The sequence below is a fragment of the Nonomuraea sp. B12E4 genome (assembly GCF_039871825.1).
Taxonomy (GTDB): Bacteria; Actinomycetota; Actinomycetes; order Streptosporangiales; family Streptosporangiaceae; genus Nonomuraea.
On sequence record NZ_JBDPME010000003.1, the window covers coordinates 51,303 to 70,290 of the forward strand.

Annotated in this window: 15 protein-coding genes and 1 pseudogene; 7 read left to right on the forward strand and 9 right to left on the reverse strand. The window is 70.1% G+C overall.

The window, feature by feature from the left end:
- Positions 1 to 3: 3 nt before the first annotated feature.
- Positions 4 to 324: pseudogene (locus tag ABGB18_RS08995) on the reverse strand (catalase); the annotation flags it as partial.
- A 150-nt stretch (positions 325 to 474) separates the two neighbouring features.
- On the opposite strand from ABGB18_RS08995, the gene ABGB18_RS09000 reads away from it, so the two are divergent.
- Positions 475 to 1,128 (forward strand): HAD family hydrolase, encoded by a 654-nt coding sequence (locus ABGB18_RS09000; RefSeq protein WP_347694931.1) that lies wholly within the window; start codon positions 475 to 477, stop codon positions 1,126 to 1,128.
- On the opposite strand, the gene ABGB18_RS09005 is transcribed toward ABGB18_RS09000, so the two are convergent.
- Together ABGB18_RS09005 and ABGB18_RS09010 are read right to left on the reverse strand one after the other, a co-directional pair.
- The gene (locus ABGB18_RS09005) at positions 1,121 to 1,447 is read right to left on the reverse strand and encodes a DUF5709 domain-containing protein (RefSeq protein WP_347694932.1); all 327 of its coding nucleotides are present in this window, start codon (positions 1,445 to 1,447) and stop codon (positions 1,121 to 1,123) included. The genes ABGB18_RS09000 and ABGB18_RS09005 overlap by 8 nt on opposite strands.
- A gap of 116 nt (positions 1,448 to 1,563) precedes the next feature.
- Positions 1,564 to 3,297 (reverse strand): ABC transporter ATP-binding protein, encoded by a 1,734-nt coding sequence (locus ABGB18_RS09010; protein ID WP_347694933.1) that lies wholly within the window; start codon positions 3,295 to 3,297, stop codon positions 1,564 to 1,566.
- A gap of 72 nt (positions 3,298 to 3,369) precedes the next feature.
- Here ABGB18_RS09010 and ABGB18_RS09015 point away from each other — a divergent pair, with 72 nt between their 5' ends.
- On the forward strand, positions 3,370 to 3,789 hold the full coding sequence (locus ABGB18_RS09015) for a MarR family transcriptional regulator (protein ID WP_347694934.1): 420 nt from the start codon (positions 3,370 to 3,372) through the stop codon (positions 3,787 to 3,789).
- Here the strand turns inward: ABGB18_RS09015 and ABGB18_RS09020 are convergent.
- Together ABGB18_RS09020 and ABGB18_RS09025 are read right to left on the reverse strand one after the other, a co-directional pair.
- A complete protein-coding gene (locus ABGB18_RS09020; RefSeq protein ID WP_347694935.1) occupies positions 3,749 to 4,813 on the reverse strand; it encodes an amidohydrolase family protein in 1,065 nt (354 codons plus the stop codon). The genes ABGB18_RS09015 and ABGB18_RS09020 overlap by 41 nt on opposite strands.
- Positions 4,814 to 4,873: 60 nt before the next feature.
- The gene (locus ABGB18_RS09025) at positions 4,874 to 6,031 is read right to left on the reverse strand and encodes a helix-turn-helix domain-containing protein (protein ID WP_347694936.1); all 1,158 of its coding nucleotides are present in this window, start codon (positions 6,029 to 6,031) and stop codon (positions 4,874 to 4,876) included.
- Positions 6,032 to 6,137: 106 nt separating this feature from the next.
- Here ABGB18_RS09025 and ABGB18_RS09030 point away from each other — a divergent pair, with 106 nt between their 5' ends.
- The gene (locus tag ABGB18_RS09030) at positions 6,138 to 8,246 is read left to right on the forward strand and encodes a M6 family metalloprotease domain-containing protein (protein ID WP_347694937.1); all 2,109 of its coding nucleotides are present in this window, start codon (positions 6,138 to 6,140) and stop codon (positions 8,244 to 8,246) included.
- Between the two features lie 157 nt (positions 8,247 to 8,403).
- Complete coding sequence (locus ABGB18_RS09035; protein WP_347694938.1) at positions 8,404 to 10,857, forward strand: tetratricopeptide repeat protein; 2,454 nt, start codon at positions 8,404 to 8,406, stop codon at positions 10,855 to 10,857.
- On the opposite strand, the gene ABGB18_RS09040 is transcribed toward ABGB18_RS09035, so the two are convergent.
- Positions 10,838 to 11,710: a hypothetical protein gene (locus tag ABGB18_RS09040; protein ID WP_347694939.1), complete on the reverse strand. Its 873-nt coding sequence runs from the start codon at positions 11,708 to 11,710 to the stop codon at positions 10,838 to 10,840. The genes ABGB18_RS09035 and ABGB18_RS09040 overlap by 20 nt on opposite strands.
- A 64-nt stretch (positions 11,711 to 11,774) precedes the next feature.
- Between ABGB18_RS09040 and ABGB18_RS09045 the strand changes: the two genes are divergently transcribed.
- Entirely contained in the window at positions 11,775 to 12,566 is a 792-nt protein-coding gene (locus tag ABGB18_RS09045; RefSeq protein ID WP_347694940.1) for a tyrosine-protein phosphatase, read from the forward strand.
- Between the two features lie 97 nt (positions 12,567 to 12,663).
- Here ABGB18_RS09045 and ABGB18_RS09050 read toward each other — a convergent pair whose 3' ends face one another.
- Positions 12,664 to 13,704: a Gfo/Idh/MocA family oxidoreductase gene (locus tag ABGB18_RS09050; RefSeq protein ID WP_347694941.1), complete on the reverse strand. Its 1,041-nt coding sequence runs from the start codon at positions 13,702 to 13,704 to the stop codon at positions 12,664 to 12,666.
- A 457-nt stretch (positions 13,705 to 14,161) separates the two neighbouring features.
- Positions 14,162 to 15,061 (reverse strand): PAC2 family protein, encoded by a 900-nt coding sequence (locus ABGB18_RS09055; RefSeq protein ID WP_347694942.1) that lies wholly within the window; start codon positions 15,059 to 15,061, stop codon positions 14,162 to 14,164.
- An 86-nt stretch (positions 15,062 to 15,147) separates the two neighbouring features.
- Here ABGB18_RS09055 and ABGB18_RS09060 point away from each other — a divergent pair, with 86 nt between their 5' ends.
- Both ABGB18_RS09060 and ABGB18_RS09065 read left to right on the forward strand, forming a co-directional pair.
- Entirely contained in the window at positions 15,148 to 15,549 is a 402-nt protein-coding gene (locus ABGB18_RS09060) for an ankyrin repeat domain-containing protein (RefSeq protein WP_347694943.1), read from the forward strand.
- Positions 15,550 to 15,704: 155 nt separating this feature from the next.
- A complete protein-coding gene (locus ABGB18_RS09065) occupies positions 15,705 to 16,622 on the forward strand; it encodes a hypothetical protein (protein WP_347694944.1) in 918 nt (305 codons plus the stop codon).
- 12 nt (positions 16,623 to 16,634) lie between these two features.
- Here ABGB18_RS09065 and ABGB18_RS09070 read toward each other — a convergent pair whose 3' ends face one another.
- The gene (locus tag ABGB18_RS09070) at positions 16,635 to 18,761 is read right to left on the reverse strand and encodes an ATPase (RefSeq protein WP_347694945.1); all 2,127 of its coding nucleotides are present in this window, start codon (positions 18,759 to 18,761) and stop codon (positions 16,635 to 16,637) included.
- Between the last annotated feature and the right edge of the window lie 227 nt (positions 18,762 to 18,988).

Genomic DNA, 18,988 nt, shown 5'->3' on the forward strand with positions numbered 1-18,988 from the left:
ATGCTCCTCGGGGATGATCTTCGTGGCGTCGAGCAGGTCGAAGTCGAAGTCGTGCTCCCGTGACTCGGGCACGAGCTGCACACACAGCTCGTACTCGGGGGAGGCGCCGCTCTCGATCGCCTCCCAAAGGTCGCGCCGGTTGTAGTCGGGGTCGTTGCCCTGGATGCGCAGCACCTCGTCCCAAACCAGCGAGTACGTCCCCAGCGCCGGCCGCCAGTGCCACTTGACGAACGTCCCCTGCCCCGAGGCGTTCACCAGCCGGAACGTGTGCACCCCGAACCCCTGCATCATCCGGTAGCTGCGCGGGATGGCCCGGTCGGACATCGGTTGTCGGAGGGGACCCGGCTGGCGTCGAGCTGCCGGTCCTTCGCGTCGCGGTCTGGGTGCATGGAAAAATCCCCCTTGAAGTTATTTGTCCGGCTTCTTGGCTGCTGCCCGGACAAGTGAGTCGAAACAACTCCGAGTGGGGGATCGATGGTCAAGGCCGTGGTGTTCGATGTCGGGGAGACGCTGATCAGCGAGGACCGCATCTGGTCCCGCTGGGCGGACCGGCTCGGGGTGAGCAGGTTCGTGCTGATGGGCGCGCTCGGCGGCATGGCGGCGCTGGACCGGCCGCACGGCGACGCCTTCGAGCTCGTACGCCCCGGCTTCGACCTGGCGGCGGAGGAGGCCGCCTGGGAACGCGACGACCCCGGCGGCCCGCGCAACCGCTTCGACGCCGACGACCTCTACCCGGACGTGCGCGAGGCCCTGGCGGCCCTGCGCGCCGCCGGCTACCAGGTGATCATCGCGGGCAACCAGCCGAGGCGGGCCTACGACGCGCTGGTCGCGATGGACCTACCCGCCGACTCGGTGCACACCTCCGAGGGCTGGGGCGTCGCCAAGCCGGAGCCCGGCTTCTTCGCCAAGGTCGCCGCGGTCGCGGGCCGCGAGCCCGGCGAGATCCTCTACGTCGGCGACCGCCTCGACAACGACGTGCTGCCCGCCGGCCGGGCGGGCATGCGCACCGCCCTGCTCCGCCGCGGCCCGTGGGGCTACCTGCACGCCGAGCGGCCGCAGGCGGAGGCCGCCGACGCGATCGTCGACGACCTCCATGCCGTGCTCCCCGCGCTGCGGCGGCTTACCTGAGGTTCTCATCGGGATCGATGCGTACGGCCCGCTCCTCCGCCGAGAGGTCGTTGCCGTCGTCGTCGCCCCAGTCCACGCCGATCTCCTCGCCCTCCAGGTCCGGCTCCAGCCCTTCGTCCGGCTGGGTCAGCCGGTGCTTGGGCCGGGGCTCGTGCAGCCGGTCCCTGGCCTCGCGGCGCAACCGCTCGTCGAGCGTGTCCCTGTGCTGGGGGTCGTCGGCTTCGACCTCATGACTGAAGCCGAGATCGTCGGTCCACTCCTCGACCTCGATCTCCTGCTCGTCACTCAGGCCGTGCCGGTCCGGAGGTTTTTCGGTCATATCAGCCCCCTACCCAAGGAGCGGACCGGAATCCTGAAAAGTTGGTACGCCTTTTAGACATCTCGGGAGGTTCCTCCCCGACCGGCTCTCCAGGTTCCCGGGGACCCGTGGGGCCGTCAGACCAGCTCGAGCGGCTGGTCCCGGCTGACCAGCGCAGCGTAGTGGCCGCGGCGGGCCATCAGCTCGTCGTGGGTGCCGCGCTCGACCACCCGCCCCCCGTCGAGGACCACGATCTCGTCGGCGTCGCGCACCGTGGACAGGCGGTGTGCGATCGTGATGGTGGTACGTCCCCGCGCCAGCGCGTCCAGCGCCTCCTGCACGGCCCGCTCCGTCTGCGTGTCGAGAGAGCTCGTGGCCTCGTCCAGGATCAGCACCGGTGGGTCGCGCAGCAGCGTACGGGCGATCGCCAGGCGCTGCTTCTCACCCCCGGAGAACCGGTAGCCGCGCTCGCCCACCAGCGTCTCGTAGCCGTCGGGCAGCGCGGCGATGTGGTCGTGGATGTGCGCCGCCCGCGCCGCCTCCACCAGCTCCTCGTCGGTGGCCGTGGGCTTGGCGAAGCGCAGGTTGTCCGCGATCGAGGCGTGGAACAGGTACGTCTCCTGCGAGACCACCCCCACCGCGTCGCTCAGCGTCTCGAACGTCAGCTCCCGCACGTCCACCCCGTCGATCGTCACCCGCCCGCCCGTGACGTCGTAGAGCCGCGGTGGCAGGTAGCTGAGCGTGGTCTTGCCCGAGCCCGTCTCGCCCACCACGGCCAGGCTGGCGCCCGCGGGCACGGTGATGTCCACGCCGGTGAGCGTGGGGCCGTCGCCGTAGGAGAAGTCGACGTTCTCGAAGCGGACCTCCCCGCGCACGTCCGAGAGCTCCCGCGAGCCCGGGTGGATGTCCACCGGCAGGTCGAGATATTCGAAGATGCGCCCGAACAGCGCCAGCGAGCTCTGCACCTCGACGCCCAGCCGCAGCAGCGACACCGCCGGCCTGAACAGCCCGACCTGCAACGTCGTGAACGCCACCAGGGTCCCCACCGAGATCGCCCCGGTGTAGCCGACGGCCCAGTAGACCAGCGCGGGCATCGCCGCCATGACGATCTGGATCGACGACTGCCGCCACCGTCCGGCCATGCTCGTCCGCACGCCGAGCTCGGCCAGCTCGTCGGAGGCCCGGCCGAAGCGCTCGGTCAGCTCGGTGGAGCGGCCCATGGTGCGCCCCAGCAGGATGCCGCTGATCGACAGCGACTCCTGGACCATCGAGGCGATCTTGGCGAGCTTGCGCTGCCGCTCGGCGGTGATCCGCTTGCGCTCCTCGCCGACCTTGCGGCTGATCCACACGAACACCGGCAGCAGCGCGAGGGAGACCACCGTCAGCCGCCAGTCGAGCGCGAGCATGGCGACGACGGAGGCGATCACGGTGGTGAGGTTGGAGATGAGGGAGGAGGCGGTCGAGGTGACGACGGCCTGCATGCCGCCGATGTCGTTGGCGATGCGCGACTGCACCTCACCGGTACGCGTACGCGTGAAGAACGCCAGCGACATGCGCTGCAGGTGGCTGTAGACCGTGAGGCGCAGGTCGTGCATCACCCGCTGGCCCACGGTGGTGGACATCAGCGTCTGCAGCACGTCGAACACGCTGGTCGTGACCGCCACCACGATCATGCCCAGGGCCAGCAGCGTCAGCAGCCCGGCGTCCCTGGCCGGGATGGCCACGTCCAGCACCTCGCGCAGCAGGAACGGCGAGGCCAGCGACACCAGCGACGACATCAGGATGAGCGAGCCCACCACGGCCAGGCGGCCGCGGTAGGCGCGGAACAGTTTGACGATGCGCCGCAGCGGCGCGCGTGGTTCCTCCTCCAAGCGGGCGGCTCCTTTCGTGCGTCCCCCTTTAACAGAGGTTAGCTCATATTTATTCAGGCTAAGCTTTTCGGTATGGAAGAAAAGGAGCTCGCCGAGCTCTTTCACCTGGTCGGCAGGCGGCTGCGGCACGGCTATGTGGCCCGGCTGGTCCCGCTCGGGCTCAACCCCGGCCAGGCGCGGGCGCTGCGGGTGCTCGCCGGCGCCGCGCGGCCGCTGCGCATGGTGCGCCTCGCCGAGGAGTTGCGGATCGTGCCGCGCTCGCTCACGCCCGTCGTGGACGCGCTGGAGGCGGCCGGGCTGGCGCGCAGGGAGGTGGATCCGGCCAACCGCCGTTCCACGCTGGTCGTGATCACGCCGCGGGGGCGTGAGCTCTCCGGCCGGGCCCGCGACGCGCGCCGGCGGTCGGGCGAGGAGTTGTTCGCCGTCCTCCCCGAGGCCCAGCGCGAGCAGCTCAGGGGGCTGCTGGCCCTGGTGGACGCCCAGTTCCACTGATCGCGTCCGCGGTCTCGGTGATCGCGCCGCCCACGACCATGCCCAGGCAGGGCGGCTCGGCCAGCAGGGCGGCGTACGGATAGCGGCCATGGGCGTCGAAGACCGCGAAGTCGGCGCGGGCGCCGGGGGCCAGCGATCCGATCCGGCCCTGGCCCCGGTCCATGCCCAGTGCCCGGGCACCGCCCAGGGTGACGGCCTCCACCAGCCTGCGGTCCAGCCCCCGGGGCCGCAGCCCGAGCTCGCGGGCGCTGCGCCGGATCGCCCCGGCCATGCCCAGCGGGCTGCCCCCGCTGGTCCTCCCGGTGCCGAGGGCCAGCGGGTTGCCCTCGTCGAGCAGGGCCAGCACGTCACCGGCGAAGAACCCCTCGGGCGGGCAGAGGGCCACCACCGTGTCGCGCAGCCTGAGCAGCTTGCGCTCGCCCGGGTCCAGCGGCCGGGCGCACGCCACGTGACACAGCGGTCCCAGCACCCCGGCCTCGTCCAGCGCCGCGGGGGAGTGCCGGTCCACATCGGCCAGCAGCCGCAGGCCGAACGTCCTGGCCAGCACCGCCACGTCCTCCAGCACCTGCGGGTCGCGGGTGTGCGCCGCGATCCCCACCGCGAACGGCCGATCGACCTCGCGGATCGCCGTGATGACCGCGTCCCGGCCGGTCTCTTCCCACTCCTCCTCGTTCGCGCTGGTCACCTCGACGTACGCGATGCGGTGCCGCCCGCCCTGATCGGCCAGGCCGGTGATCACTCCGGCGCGCGCGGTCACCCCGGGAGCGGCGGGCGAGGCGCCGGAACCGGCGTCCACCAGCCCCGCCACGATCATCCCCGGCCACCGCACCTCCCGCGCGGCGGGGTGGGACGTGAGCGCCTCGGCCCGCGAGCCGACCTTGAGCACCCGGTCGGCCCTGGTCACCACCGCGCCGTCACGGATGGGATCGGCGCAGACGGGCAGCACGAGCGGGGCGGAATGGATGACGGCGGGCGCGGGGGAGCGCCTGCCCAGAGCCGGTCCGGCACGCTTCCCAGGCGGCATAGGAACTCCCGTCGGATCTTCTCCTCCCGGCATTAAACGTGAGGGGGACAGGTAACGCAATCAGGACGAAATGTGCGAATCTCTTGGTAAGTACCGTCCGGAAAGCCGGGCCAGCTTGAGGCTGAGATGCAGGGCAAGCCGTTCCCCGCCGTCTTTCAGGTCGGTGCGGGCGAGCTCCTCCACCCGTTGCAACCGGTAGTACAGCGACGTGCGGTGCAGCCGCAGCGCCCGCGATGTGGCGACCGCGCTGCCCGCCAGGTCCAGATAGGTCTCCAGGGTCTCCAGCAGCGGCAGGTACTGCACGTCGCCCAGCAGCCCTTCGAGCCCCGGATGCAGCTCCTGGTCCGGCAACTGGGTGAGCATCCGGTAGACGCCCAGCCGCGCCCACTCGGCGGTCCGCCCCAGCCCCGGCACCCGTGCGGTCACCTCCGCCGCGTGCCGGGCCTCCCGGTAGGAGCCGGCCGCCTGCGCCAGCTCCGGCCTGGCGCGCCCGATCCCGATCGCCACCGGGACCGGCAAGGCCGCGTGCAGCTCGTCGGCCGACACCGGCGGGCCGGCGGTGAGCAGCACGGCGTGGTCGTAGCGGACCAGGTGCAGCGGGTGGTGCCCGCTCAGCCGCCGCCGTACGGCCAGCAGCCCCTGCTCCAGGGCCAGCCTGAGCGCGTCGTCGGGCTCGGCGTCACGGGGCCTGGCCACCTGCACGGTGACCGGCTGTGCCTGCGGGAACGCCCCCGCCTCGATGAGCTGCCTGGCCGCGTCCGGCTCGCCGAGCAGCAGCCCGTTGACCGCCTCCAGCTCCCGGTGCGAGGCGAGCCCGACGGCCAGGCTCTCGTGGAACAGGGCCAGGCCCACGGCGGGCGCGGCGGCGGCGGCCTCGGCGATCCGCTCGTCGGACATGGCCGGCTCCGCGTCGATGAACCACAGGAAGCCGAGCAGTCCGTCGGAGTGGCGTACCGGGACGCAGACGCGCGGCAGCAGGCCCAGGTGCGGCGCGCCCGGGGTGCGTAACGCGCCGGGCGAGTCATGCACCCCCGCCGCCCGTAACCACTGGCGCACCTCGGGCGTGGTGTGCCGGCGCAGGATCGAGTCGCGGCGGATGTCGTCCATGGCGCCGTTCTGCTCGCTGTAGGCCACGACACGCTGCACGCGGTCCTCAAGCAGGAGGGGGCGGCCGAGACGGGCGGCGAGCTCGTCCACGATCCGCTGGAGATCCGCCACGAACACACCTTCACATGGAAATTTCAACAACTGTCGGAAGCATCGGTACACCTCTTCCCTACAACTGATCGGTGATCTCCGTCAACAACGTCTATACCGTCAATCCGTGAATGCCCCGAAGAAGCTGCTGAAGGGTTTGCTGGCGGCCCTCGTGCTGATCCCGGTGAGCCTGATGGCGACCCCTGCTTCCGCAGCACCCCCCGCTGATCCCGAGTACCCGTGGCGGCAGAACCACTGGCCGCAGACGCAGCCCTGGCAGCTCGACGCACCCACCGACGCCCAGGCGCTGCGCAAGAGCCCGCCGGGCGGCATCAAGCCCATCGACCCGCAGAACTGGGAGAATCCCGACAACATGACCTGGGCGGACTACAAGCGTCCGCCCGGCACGAAGTGGAACGACCCATCGGTCAAGGGGTCGAGCCGCACCTTCAAGGGTGCGCTCGTGCTGCTGGACTACCCCAACCAGCCGTTCGTGGTCACCCAGCCCAAGGGCTCGACGATCTTCGCCAACCCCAGCGCCGAGGCCCATGACATCCCGCGCGACCAGGTGGCGAAGTTCTACCAGGACTTCCTCAACACCCCGAACGACCTCAACCGCGGCCACACCATCCACGAGTACTGGATGGAGGACTCGGGCGGCCGGTACGGCGTGGACCTGACCGGATTCGGCCCGTACACGCTGTCCGGCAAGGACCACGAGTACGCCATGGAGTTCCAGGGCGGCACCGGCTGCCCCGCGGGCGACTCGTGCAACAAGAACCTGCGCGCCGACGGCAACGCCGCCTGGCTCGCCGACGTCGGCCAGGAGGTGGCCGACCAGTTCGACTTCGTCTTCTACCTGACCGCCGGCCAGGACGAGTCGTCCACCTGGCAGGAGTTCGGGATGATGAAGTTCCCGACGAAGGAGGACGTGCCGGACGAGTGGGGCCCGGAGGGCGACACCGCGCTGCCCAACTGGGTCGACACCCGCTACGTCGACTGGACCTCGTGGCAGGCCGGCTCCACCTTCTGGCCCAACGCCCGCTTCGGCGTCGACTCGGTCCAGGCCGAGAGCTCGGGCATGGCCACCTACGCCCACGAGCTGAGCCACATCATGGGCATCGCCGACAACTACAACAACCCGTACGGGATACCCGCGCGCCGGGCGTACACCGGCATCTGGGAGATGCTCAGCCGCGGCAGCTTCAACGGCCCCGGCGGCCCGCACTCGCGCTGGATGATCCCGCCCACCGGGGGCGCGTCCATGGGCGCGCAGCACATGCTGCGCAACAAGATCAAGCTGGAGATGGTGGACGAGCGGAACGTCCTGCGCCTGTCCCGTGCGGCGCTCGACGAGTCCGGCCTGGTCACCGCCAAGGTCAAGGCCCGCGCGGCGCAGCCGGGCGAGAACGAGCTGGCCGGCATCAACATCTCCTTCGACACCGGCGACAAGAGCCCCGCCTGCGACCCGCAGCAGGAGCCGCTCTGCGACGGCGGCGGCTACGAGAACTACACCGTCGAGGTCGTGGACCGGATGGGCACCGACTCCTTCACCCCCGACTCCGGCGTCCTGCTGGCCAAGACCAAGAACGAGGACCGGGCCCCGTTCGAGTGGGTGATCGACGCCAACCCGCAGGACATCAACATGACGGACTACGTCATGCCGGACGGGACCAAGGTGCCGATCACGATCGGCGACTACCGGCAGCTCTCCGACGCCCTCTTCCACGCCGGCACCGACTCCGGCAGCGAGTACGAGTACGTCGACGAGGCCAACCGCCTGCACTTCTACGTCACCGACCTCAAGCGTGATCGCGACGGCACCCTGTCCTACTCCGTCGCCATCCGCTCGCTCGACGGCGCGGGCCCGCAGAAGCGCGGCGTGAAGGTGCTGCCCGCGACCGGCGTCCCCGCCGGCAAGAACCTGTCCACCTGCCAGTTCCCGCTGCTCAACACCGGCAAGGCGGCCAAGGCGCAGGGTCAGCACCCTGAGGACGTCAGCGCCTACCTCAACTCCGACGTCTACCGCCTCAAGGCCGAGGTGCAGGGCAAGGGCTGGACCGCCCAGCTCCCGAATGCCCTGGCCGCCGTCCAGTTCGGCAAGCAGCAGCTCGTCCCCGTGAACGCCGTGCGCGCGTCCGGCGGTGACCGGCTGGCGAGGGTCAGGCTCACCGCCACGTCGGAGAGCGACCCGGGCAAGACGATGACCGCCACCTGTCACGTGATCGGTCTTTAGAAGAACGATGGGGTACGGCTAGCGCGAGCCGTACCCCATCGGCTTGAATCAACCCCCAAGGGGGTGTTCGTTGACAGGGGATCTACCGGACAAACCACGACAAAAACGTAGAAAGATTTCGTGGGCCGCGCCTGCCTTCGCGAGCCTGGCGGCGGCCGTGGGGACCGTGCTGGCGGCGTCGGTGGACTGGGACATCCCACCGGCCGCCAAGGTGGGCGTGACCTTCGGGGCGGCCGTCCTGGTCGGCCTGACCACGTGGGCCACCACCGAGTCGCGCGCCAGGCGCCCGGCGCTGACGGATTCCGGTTCGCTCGCGCCCGACCAGTGGCCGCCCGTCCCCGAGCACTTCACCGGGCGCACGGAGTCCCTCGCCGGCCTGCGGGCCGTCTTCGCCGAGCGGCGCAGGTCCTCGGACCTCTCGCCCCCGCTCGTCGTCTCCCTGTACGGCCGCGGCGGCGTCGGCAAGTCGGCCCTGATGACCAGGTTCGGGCAGGAGGTCGCCGACTGGTACCCCGACGGCAGGCTCTACGCCGACCTGCGCGGCGGCGTCGACGCCCCGGTGCGCCCCGACGAGGTGCTGATGGGGTTCCTGCGCGCGCTGGACGTGCGCCTGACCACCGACCCCGGCGGCCTGGACGAGTTACGCAAGCTCTGGCTGACCTGGACCAAGGGCCGCAAGATCCTCATCGGCCTGGACAACGCCCACGACGCCGCCCAGGTCAAACCGCTGATCCCGGCCGAGCAGGGCTGCGCCGTCCTGGTCACCTCGCGCTCGCCGCTGTTCCTGGACGGCACCCACGACACGCGGCTGGGCGTGTTCAGCGAGGCGCACGGGGTGGAGCTGCTGGCCAGGCTCGCCGGCGGCGCCAGGATCGTCGAGGACCTCGAATCGGCCAAGGAAGTCGTGCGGATGTGCGACTACCTGCCACTGGCGATCAACATCAGCGGCGGCCGGCTGGCCACCCGCGAGCAGTGGACCATGCGCGAGATGGCCGGCCGGCTGGCCGACACCCGCCGCCGCCTCGACCAGCTCGAAGTGGCGCCCACGGTCGACAAGAGCGTGCGCGCGTCCGTACAGCTCAGCTACGACGACTGCACCGGCATGCAGCGCCGCCTGCTGCGCCTGCTCAGCTCGCTCAACGCGCCCGACGTGCCCGGCTGGGTGGCCGGCGAGCTGCTCGACATCTCCGGTCTCGACGGCTCCGACCAGCTCGAAGCCCTCATCGACGCCCAGCTCGCCGAGTGCTCGGGCACCGACCAGACCGGTACGATGCGCTACCGGCTGCACGACCTGGTCAGGGTGTTCGCCGCGGAGCTGGCCGACCAGGACGAGGCCGAGCGCCGCCGCGCCGCCGTCGAGCGGGTCCTGTACGGCTACCGCCGGCGCGCCGAGGACGCGGCCCAGAACCGCTGGCCGCAGGACTGGAGCCGGGGCGGGCGCCGCTCCAGCGCCGACGGGCAGGTCAGGGCCGGCGACTGGCTCAACGCCGAGCGGCTCTCGCTGCTCGCCATGATCCACCAGGCCGAGCAGCTCCGGCTCTGGGAGCTGACCTGGGGGCTGGCCAGGGCGTTCTGCTCGCTCTGCCACTCGCTTCGGGCGTACTGGGCCGACTGGGTGGTGGTGGCCGAGCTGGGCTGCGAGGCGGCCGCGAAGACCGGCGACCGGCGCGCCCTGGCCATCGCGCTGCTCGACAGCGCCTCCGTGCACGGCGGTCTGGGCCTGCGCGAGCGGGCGTTGGAGGAGTCCGAGCGGGCGCTGGAGATCTTCACCGAGCTGGGCGAGTCGTGGTGGGCGGCCCGCTGCACGCGCACGATCGGGATGACGCTGTTCAGCGACGGCCATCTCGACCGGGCCCAGGACTACCTCATCGGGGCCATCACCGCGTTCAAGGGCGAGGACGACCTGTGGTGGATGGCCCGCACCCAGCGCAACCTGGCCGAGATGCGGATGGCGGAGCGCCGGCCGGAGGAGGCCAGGGAGCTGCTGGAGGACGCCCTGGAGATCTTCAAGCGGCACGGCAACCGCTACTCCGAGGCCCAGACCCTGCGCGTGTACGGGGAGGTGCTGGCGGCCCAGGCGCGCGGCGAGTACCAGGCGGGCGACCACCGGCTCGCCGCCAACCTGTTCACCCGGGCCGGGTTCAGTCTCGACCGGGCCTCGGAGATGTTCAGGCAGCGCGGCGAGCTGTGGGAGGAGGCGCGCTGCCTGCGGGCCGCCGGCGAGGTCGGCGACCCGGACAACGGGCTGCGCGAACTGGACTACGTACGGCGCGCCGACAACATCCTGGTCCGGCTGGGCGATTCCTGGGGGGTGGCCCGCAACGCCGTGTCGGCCGGCCGGGCGCTGGCCCGGCTGGGCCGGATCAAGGAGTCGGAGCGGGAGTTGCGCCGGGCGGTCGAGGCGTTCGAGGATCTGGAGGACCGGTGGTGGATGGCCAGGAGCCTGCGCTACCTCGGGGAGGCCCACCTGGACGCGGGCGGCGGCACGGCCGCCGTGAAGCCGCTGGAGCAGGCCAGGGAGATCTACCGCAGCCTGGGCAACGACGCCGGCCTGCGCAGGACCCTGGAGCTCCTCCAGCGGGCCGGACCCTCTAGCTCAGCGGCGTCCTGATCAGCTCGCCCGCCGCCAGCCTGGCCTCCAGGATGCTCTCCTCGAACAGCTTGCGCACGTGCGCCGCCTGGCCGGCCAGCTCTCTGATGCGCTCGTGGGCCAGCTCGTCCCGCACGGTGTCGGCGATCAACTGCTGGTATTCGGGGGTCTTGGCGGCCAGCGCCTCCAGCCTGCGGTGCGTCTGGTAGACCTTGTCCGCCTTGAGCACCTGCTTGGCGTACGACTCCAGGTGGCGCACCCGCTGAGACAGGGACGTCCAGGCCGCGTCCAGGGCCTTCGTGTACGGCTTGAACGCGTCCTCCATGCCGGGCGGCAGCTCACGCGGGATGATCCGGCCCTGCTCGGCGTGCATGGACGACAACTGCCGCAGCCGCTGGCCGATCTGCCAGACCTCTTCCGGCAGGGTCACCTGGTTGTCGATGGTGTCGATCAGGCCGGCATGGTGGACCCGCGAGCTCAGGATCGCGTCGACGGCGTTCTGGGCCCGGCGCAGCAGCATCTGGCAGGGGTGGTCCAGGTCCTCGGGCAGGATGTAGTGGGCCGCGTACGCCCTGGCCAGGCGCAGTCTTCGTCTCGTCGAGCGATATGTGCTGTCCGTTGCCATCCATCGCATCAACACCATCAGACCGAACCCCAGGCTCCCCACGAACAGGACGCTAGCGCCGAGCATCAGGGAGAGCAGCAGCAGGAAACCGGGCAGCGCGAACATCAGGGCGGGGTTGTGGGCGGTGTCGACTTGTGCGCCTGACCGAGCCATCCGGAGGATGTGCGGGCTCGACCGCAACTCGAGGGAGACCTCTGAGGGCAGCGATGGATCGATCACCAGCCGTGGAGGCAGAGCTCGTGGATCCATACGTTCATGCTGCGTTACGAAGCCCGAATCCGCTCATATTTGAGGGACATATAGGGTCGAGATAATGGAAGAGCTGACGAGATGGATCGATCTAGAAGGCGCGGTCAACGCGCGTGACCTGGGAGGTCTTCCCACCAGCGACGGTGGCGAGACCCGGCGTGGACGGATCTTCCGCGCCGACAATCTGCAGGGGCTCACCGCCGCCGACGTGTCCCTGCTGGTGACCGGACTGGGGCTGCGGCACGTGGTGGACCTGCGCTCGAACGCCGAAGTCGCGCTGGAGGGGCCAGGGCCGCTCACCCAGGTGCCCGAGGTGCGGCATCACCATCTGACGCTGTTCGCCGAGCGCGGCCGGCACACCGACGTCGACGCCGACACCATCGACGGGGACCGGGTGCTGCCCTGGGCGGAGCGCGAGCTGGACGAGGAGCTGCGGGTGAGCGGCATCTACTTCGGCTACCTGCGCGACCGGCCGGACGCCGTGGTGGCGGCGCTGCGCGCGATGTCGCGGACCGACGGGGCGGCGCTGGTGCACTGCGCGGCGGGCAAGGACCGCACGGGCGTGCTGTCGGCGCTGGCGCTGGAGGTGGCGGGCGCGACCCGCGAGGCGATCATCGAGGACTACACGGCCACGGGGGAGCGGCTGGAGCTGATCCTCAAGCGGCTGCGCGCCAGCGACACCTACCGCGGCGACCTGGACTCGCGCCCCACGGACGACCACATGCCGCGCCGCCGCTACATCCAGCAGTTCCTGAACGTCCTCGACGACCGCTTCGACGGCCCCATGGGCTGGCTGACCCAGCACGGCTGGACCGACTCCGACACAGCCTCCCTCCACGCCCGCCTCCGCGCCTGACCCCACCCGGCCGAACTCCGCCTGACACCGTGTGGACCTCGCACTCGGTGGCATCGCCTCGGACGTCCGTCGCCGGGCGAGTTCTGGGCGGCCCGGCTCAGCTCAGGTGGACGACGATGCGCTGGGTGGCCGAGAGCCGGGCCGCCTCGATGACGGTCAGCACGTCCACCACGCCCTCGGGGTCCACGGGTGGCGGCCCGCCGTCGCGCAGCGCCGCCGCCACGCCCCGGTAGAAGTCCAGGTACGCCCCCGGCTCCGTCACCACGGCCCGGCGCTCGTCGGGCGTGCCGAGCAACCCCCAGCGCCCCTCCTCGTCGTCGCCGAACCCCGGCGCGTCCGGCGCCATCCCGGCCCGCAGCCGCTCCTCCTGCACGTCCATTCCGTGCTTCAGGTACGCCCCCGCCGACCCCAGCACCCGGAACCTCGGCTCGGGACTGGCGGCCATCGCGCTCATCCACAGATGCGACCGGGCCCCGTCGCCGTGGGTCAAGGCGACGAACGTGTCGTCGTCGGAGACCACTCCATCCCGCCTGACGTCGCTCTCGCAGTAGACCTCGCGCACCGGCCCGAGCAGTTGCAGGGCCTGGTCGACCAGGTGACTGCCCAGGTCGTAGAGCAGCCCGCCGACCTCCGCCGTGCCCCCCGACTCCCGCCAGCCGCCCTTGGGCACCGGCCGCCACCGCTCGAACCGCGACTCGAACCGCAGCACCCGCCCCAGCCGCCCGTCCTCCACCAGCCGTCGCACGGTCCGGAAGTCCCCATCCCAGCGCCGGTTCTGGTAGACGGTCAGCATGAGCTCCCGCTCCTTGGCCAGCCGCACCAGCTCCCGGGCCTCCTCGGCGGTCGGCGCCAGGGGTTTGTCCACGACGACGGGTTTGCCCTGGGTCAGGGCCGCGGCCGCGAGGCCCACGTGGGTCCGATTGGGCGAGGCGACCACTACAAGATCGCACAAGTCCCACAACTCCGACACATCGGACACGACTGCGGCGCCGTACTTGGCGACCACCTCGTCCCGCCGCCCCGGATCCCTCGTCACGACCGCGGCCAGCCCCAAACCCGGCGTTGCCCGGATAAGGGGCGCATGAAAATACGCCCCCGCGGTGCCATAACCAACCAGCCCAACCCGGATCTCCACCACCGCCCCAGGCTATCCCCAACCCCCATCCGTCACCGCCCCAGCCGGCGGCCATCCCGATGCCGGCTGTCCCGTGGTGATCCGGGTGCCGGACGAGTGGGCCGCGGTCGCCAATGCCGACGAGCCTGTGGCGCATGTGAGGCCGGATGGAGCCGTGGCGGATCTGTGCCCGATGGCCCCGGTGGCATTCCGGTGGCATTCCGGTGGCGGTGGGACTTCTCCGCCGGTGCCCCGTGGACCACCCAGATGGCCCACGAGGCGCACGTGACGGCGCCCCGCCACGCGCCGGTCAGCGAGCGTTTCCCTGGAGGCGCTCAGCCACGTGCGGCGGGTGGCGGTCGGCTCGGCTCCGCCGTAACGGATAGATGGAGAGCCGGTCGGCGAGCGTTTTCCTGGAGGCGCTCAGCCACGTGCGGCGGTCGGCTCGGCTCCGCCGTAAGAGTCAGATAGACAGGGGGATCTATTCGTCGTCACGCTCGGCGAGGAAGCGTTCGAATTGGGCGGCGAGCTCATCCCCCGTGGGCATGGGTGTGGTCTCGGCCATCAGGTTTTCGCGGTCGGCGCCGCCCGCGAAGGCGTCGTACTGCTGCTCCAGCCCGCTGATCGCCGTGGACAGCTCGGTGGAGGCCTGGATCTGCTCCTCGATCTCCGTGGTCGTGCGGCGGGCGGCGTCGCGCAGCCCCTCCATCGGGAACACCAGCCCCGTGGCCCGCGTCACGGCCTCCAGGGCCGTCACGGCGGCGGTCGGGTATTCCGCCTGCGACAGGTAGTGCGGCACGTGCACCGCGTACCCCAGCGCGTCGTGGCCCTGCGCGCCCAGCCGGAGCTCCAGCAGCGCGGCGACGCTGCCGGGCACCTGGACCCGCCCGAACACGCTCGTCTGTGAGTTGATCAGCTCGGGCCGGCTGGCGTGCATCGTGAGGCCGAGCGGCCGGGTGTGCGGGACCGCCATCGGGATGCCGTGCAGCGTCACCAGCTTGCTCACCTTCAGCCGTTGCACCAGCGCGGACACGGCCCGCGTGAACAGCTCCCACTCCCGGTCGGGCTCGGGCCCGCTCATCACCAGGAACTGCGTCCCCGTTGAGTCCTTCGCGGCGTGAACCGCCAGCTCCGGGCTCTCGCACTCGACCCAGCGGTCGGTGTCGAAGGTCATGATGGGCCGCCGCGACCGGTAGTCGAGCAGCCGGTCCACGTCGAACGTCGCCACGACCCGGTGCTCCAGCTCGGCCAGCAGGTGGCCCAGCGCGAGGCGTCCGGCGCCACCCGCGTCGACGAATCCGTCGAAGTGGTATAGCAATACCGGATCGGGCAGCTCGGGCGCGTCGTCTGCGAGCTTGTAGAGATCCTTCGGGTCGAACACTTCTGGACAGCCTTTCCCTAGGTACTCTTCCCCAGAACCTATGGCGAGTCGCAACGATTCCGTGCACGGCACCCTATCGAGGGACAATGGGACACATGAACACGGACCCGGAGCACGAGGAGTTGGCCGCCAAGGCGTTCGACCTGGCCAGGGCGGGTGACACCGATTCGTTACGCTCATCTCTGCAGGCCGGAGTGCCCCCCAACCTGACCAACGGCAAAGGTGACACTTTGCTGATGCTGGCGGCTTATTACGGTCACGCTGAGACGGTCAGGATGCTTGTAGCATGCGGGGCCAGTCCAAACCGGATCAACGATCGCGGGCAGACGCCGCTCGCCGGTGCCGTGTTCAAGAACGAGTCTGCTGTGGTCAGGGCGCTGCTCGACGCCGATGCCGATCCGGAGGTGGGCAGGCCGTCCGCGATGGACACAGCGCGAATGTTCGCAAATGAGCAGTTTATCCAATGGTTTACACAAAGGGCTTCATAGTATGAAATAAGAGTAAATGGTGTAGAAGTTATCGACTGTGGCCATTCGAGCAGCCCATAGTCATGCTGGTTGGCGTGGCTACTTCTGCGCACTCCTTCGGTAGGCGACCACTCCACATCCCTCCGTTGCCATGTCCGTTCCCCAGCGAGATCAACGTGCATGCCTCGGAGATCGACGCGGAGAGCCACGCATGGCTGGTCGCCTCAAACATGCTCAACAGCGCCGAGATGATCGAGCACTTCAGGCGCTCGAAGATCGGCCTGCTCGCGGCGCGGACCAATCCCACCGTGCCGCGGGAAAGTCTCCGGCTGCTCACCGACTGGTACAACTGGTGCTTCGCGTTCGACGACGCGTTCTGCGAGGGAGAGTCGATGAGACATCGGCCCTCGGCGCTGGCGCGCGCCCTGTCGCCGCTCCTCGAGATCCTCGACGGCCGGCGGGAGCCGGATGCCGACGACCCGTTCGGCCTCGCACTCAACGAGCTCGTGCACCGGATCTCCGAAGCCGCCATCCCCGCACAGGTGGACCGGTGGCGGATCACGGTGAAGGAGTCCCTGCTCTCCCAGATCTGGGAGGCGGCCAACCGCGAGATCGATCTCATCCCCACCCCTGAGGACTACATCCTGATGCGCCGCATCACCGGGGCCACCTTCACCTGCTTCGCCCTGATCGACGTTGGTGGTGGTTACCGCCTTGAGACGGACGAGTGGCACCATCCCGACGTGCGCGCGCTCTCTGATCTGGCGTGCGACCTCATCGGCTGGGACAACGACCTGCTCTCGTACGCGAAGGAACACGGCGACGATAAGGCCAGGCACAATCTCGTCACGGTGCTGGCCACGCACAAGACCCATGCACTCCAGGACGCGCTGATCGAGGTCTCCTGCATGCACAACGAGGCGATCAGCGCCTTCCAGGCCCGGCGCGCGCTGCTCGACCAGTGGGCCTCGCTGCCGGTGCGCACATATGTCCGCGGCCTCGAACACTGGGTGAGCGGGCACATCGAGTTCTCCTTGGGAAGCGCGCGCTACATGCACGCCTGGCCCGATGGCACCCGCCGCTTCAATGCCTGAGGCCTCGCGACCTCAGTCCTCGACCGAGGCGTCCGGGTCCAGCTCGCCGAGCGCGACGTCGGACGCCTCATCGAGATCGAGCCTGGCCCCCTCCTCGTAAGCCTTCTTGTAGGCCAGCTCGCCTATCCGCCGCACACAGTCGCGGACGCACGCGTTGTGGTCGTCGCTCAGCAACGGCGAGCCCAGCTGCGGCAACCCGGCCGACTTCCAGTTTTGCTGCAGCGCTCCCAGCAGCCGGGCCGCCTTCGTCGGCTCGTCCAGCGCCGTGAAGATCCGCGCCGTCGTCTCCAGCGCGACCAGCGTGCCGAGGGTGTCGTGGAAGTGCCGCTTGATCCGCAGCCCCTCCCTGGCGCTCTGCAGCGCATCGTCGGCCCGACCGGCCGCTAGCCTGGTGAACGACATGCACCACTGGGCGTAGGAACTCACCCACAGCTCGCCACGTTCCCGGCACACCTGCAGGCAGTCCTGCAACAGCGACTCCGCCTCGTAGAACTCGCCCTGCGCCGTCAGCACGATCGACAACTCGACGATGGCGGGCAGCAGGCCGGGGTTGAGCTCCTTGTTGCTGGTGTTGAACTCGATCGCCACGCCGAGCAACGCGCTGGCCTTCTGCAGGTCACCCTGGAGCAGCGCCGCCGTGCCCTGCATCTTGGAGGCGAGGATCACCGCCCGGGAGTCGCCGACCTGGACGGCCTCGTTGCTGCACATCTCGGCGGCCTTCAGCGCGCCCGCGCTGTCACCCTGGGCGCTCTTGACGTAGGACAGCACCCACAACGCCTTGCAGCGCTCCTTGCTCACATCAGGGTTGGCCTGGAGCGCCCTTTCGAGGTAGAGGCGGCCCTCGCGGGCGAATCCGCAGCACACCCACATGAACCACAACGACGACAACAGGGTCAGCGCCTGCGTCGTCCTGCCGGGCGCGTTCAGCGCGTGCTCCAGCGCCACCCGGACGTTGTCGTGCTCCTGACGCATCCGGACGAACCAGTAGATCTGCCGCGGGCCCGACCAGGCGTCCTCGCTTCGCTGGGCCAGGCTCAAGTAGTAATCCAGGTGCCGTTGGCGGATCTGCTCGGCCTGGCCGAGCTTGTCCAGCCACTCCTCGCCGTATTCGGCCAGGGTGTCGATCAGCTTGTAGCGCACGCCGGCGTGGTTGCTCCTGATCAGCAGGATCGACTTCTCGACCAGGCCGGCCACCAGATCGGTGATCTCCTCGGAGGGCAGCCGCCCGTCGGCGCACACGAACCGGGCGGCGTCGAGCTCGAAGTCCCCGGCGAACACCGACAGCCGCGCCCACAGCAGCCGCTCGGCCGGCTCGCACAGCTCGTGGCTCCAGCCGATGGCCGCCCGCAGCGTCTGGTGCCGCGGCAGCGCGGTGCGGCTGGCCCCCGCCAGCAGGCTGAACCGGTCGGCCAGCAACCCCAGGATCTGCTCCACGGACAGGGCCCGCAGCCGCACGGCGGCCAGCTCGATCGCGAGCGGGATGCCGTCGAGCCGCCGGCACAGCTCGGCCACGGCCCCGATGCTGTCGTCCTCGAGCGCGAACGCGGGCACGCTGGCCCCGGCCCGGGCCGCGAACAACTGCACGGACTCGTTGGTGAACAGGCTCTCCTCGGGATCATCGCCGGGCACCAGGAGCGGCGGCACGGGCACGACGTGCTCGTAGGGCAGGTTGAGCGACTGCCGGCTGGTGGCCAGCACCTTCAGGTGCGGCGCCGCCTCCAGCAGCTCGTGTATCAGCTCGGCACAGCCCTGCACCAGGTGCTCGCAGGTGTCGATGATGAGCAGCATGTCGCGCTCGCCCACCCACTCCGACAGCGACTCGGACTCCGCCCGCTGGGACTGGTCGGCGATGCCGAGCGCGGAGGAGATCGCGTGCTTGACCATGCCCGCGTCCTGCAACCGGGCCAGGTCGGCGAACCAGACGCCGTCGGGATATTGCGCGCGCACCTGGTGTGCCAGTCGCAACACCGTGCGGGACTTGCCGACTCCCCCGATGCCGGTGACGGTCACCAGGCGGGACTCGCTCAGGTGCCGTTTGAGGTTGGCGAGGAGACGGGTCCGGCCGACGAAGCTGGTGAGCTCGGCTGGAAGGTTCCCTTCTCGCCGCCAGCCGGTGGGGGTGGCCATGAGCAGCCTCACGGGGGATAGGCGACACCTGCCCTGGCATCGTACCGCCGCCATTCTCAGCTGTCCTTGGAGCCGTGGACACGCTCGGTGTGGGTTTGTACGTCTGGGTAGCATGTTGGCCGTGAAGGATTTTCTACCCGAGCAGACAGCCGACGATCTGGACGAGGGCTGGGGCGACTACCCGGAGACCGACCCTGACGCGTTCTACCTGGAGAACAAGCCGCCGCACTGGAGCTGAC

Excerpts from the sequence above, each read along its gene's own strand:
- ABGB18_RS09000 (WP_347694931.1), top strand. The coding sequence starts at position 475 with ATGGTCAAGGCCGTGGTGTTCGATGTCGGGGAGACGCTGATCAGCGAG.
- ABGB18_RS09060 (WP_347694943.1), top strand. The coding sequence starts at position 15,148 with ATGGGACACATGAACACGGACCCGGAGCACGAGGAGTTGGCCGCCAAG.
- ABGB18_RS09005 (WP_347694932.1), bottom strand. The coding sequence starts at position 1,447 with ATGACCGAAAAACCTCCGGACCGGCACGGCCTGAGTGACGAGCAGGAG.
- ABGB18_RS09015 (WP_347694934.1), top strand. The coding sequence starts at position 3,370 with ATGGAAGAAAAGGAGCTCGCCGAGCTCTTTCACCTGGTCGGCAGGCGG.
- ABGB18_RS09045 (WP_347694940.1), top strand. The coding sequence starts at position 11,775 with ATGGAAGAGCTGACGAGATGGATCGATCTAGAAGGCGCGGTCAACGCG.
- ABGB18_RS09020 (WP_347694935.1), bottom strand. The coding sequence starts at position 4,813 with ATGCCGCCTGGGAAGCGTGCCGGACCGGCTCTGGGCAGGCGCTCCCCC.
- ABGB18_RS09040 (WP_347694939.1), bottom strand. The coding sequence starts at position 11,710 with ATGGATCCACGAGCTCTGCCTCCACGGCTGGTGATCGATCCATCGCTG.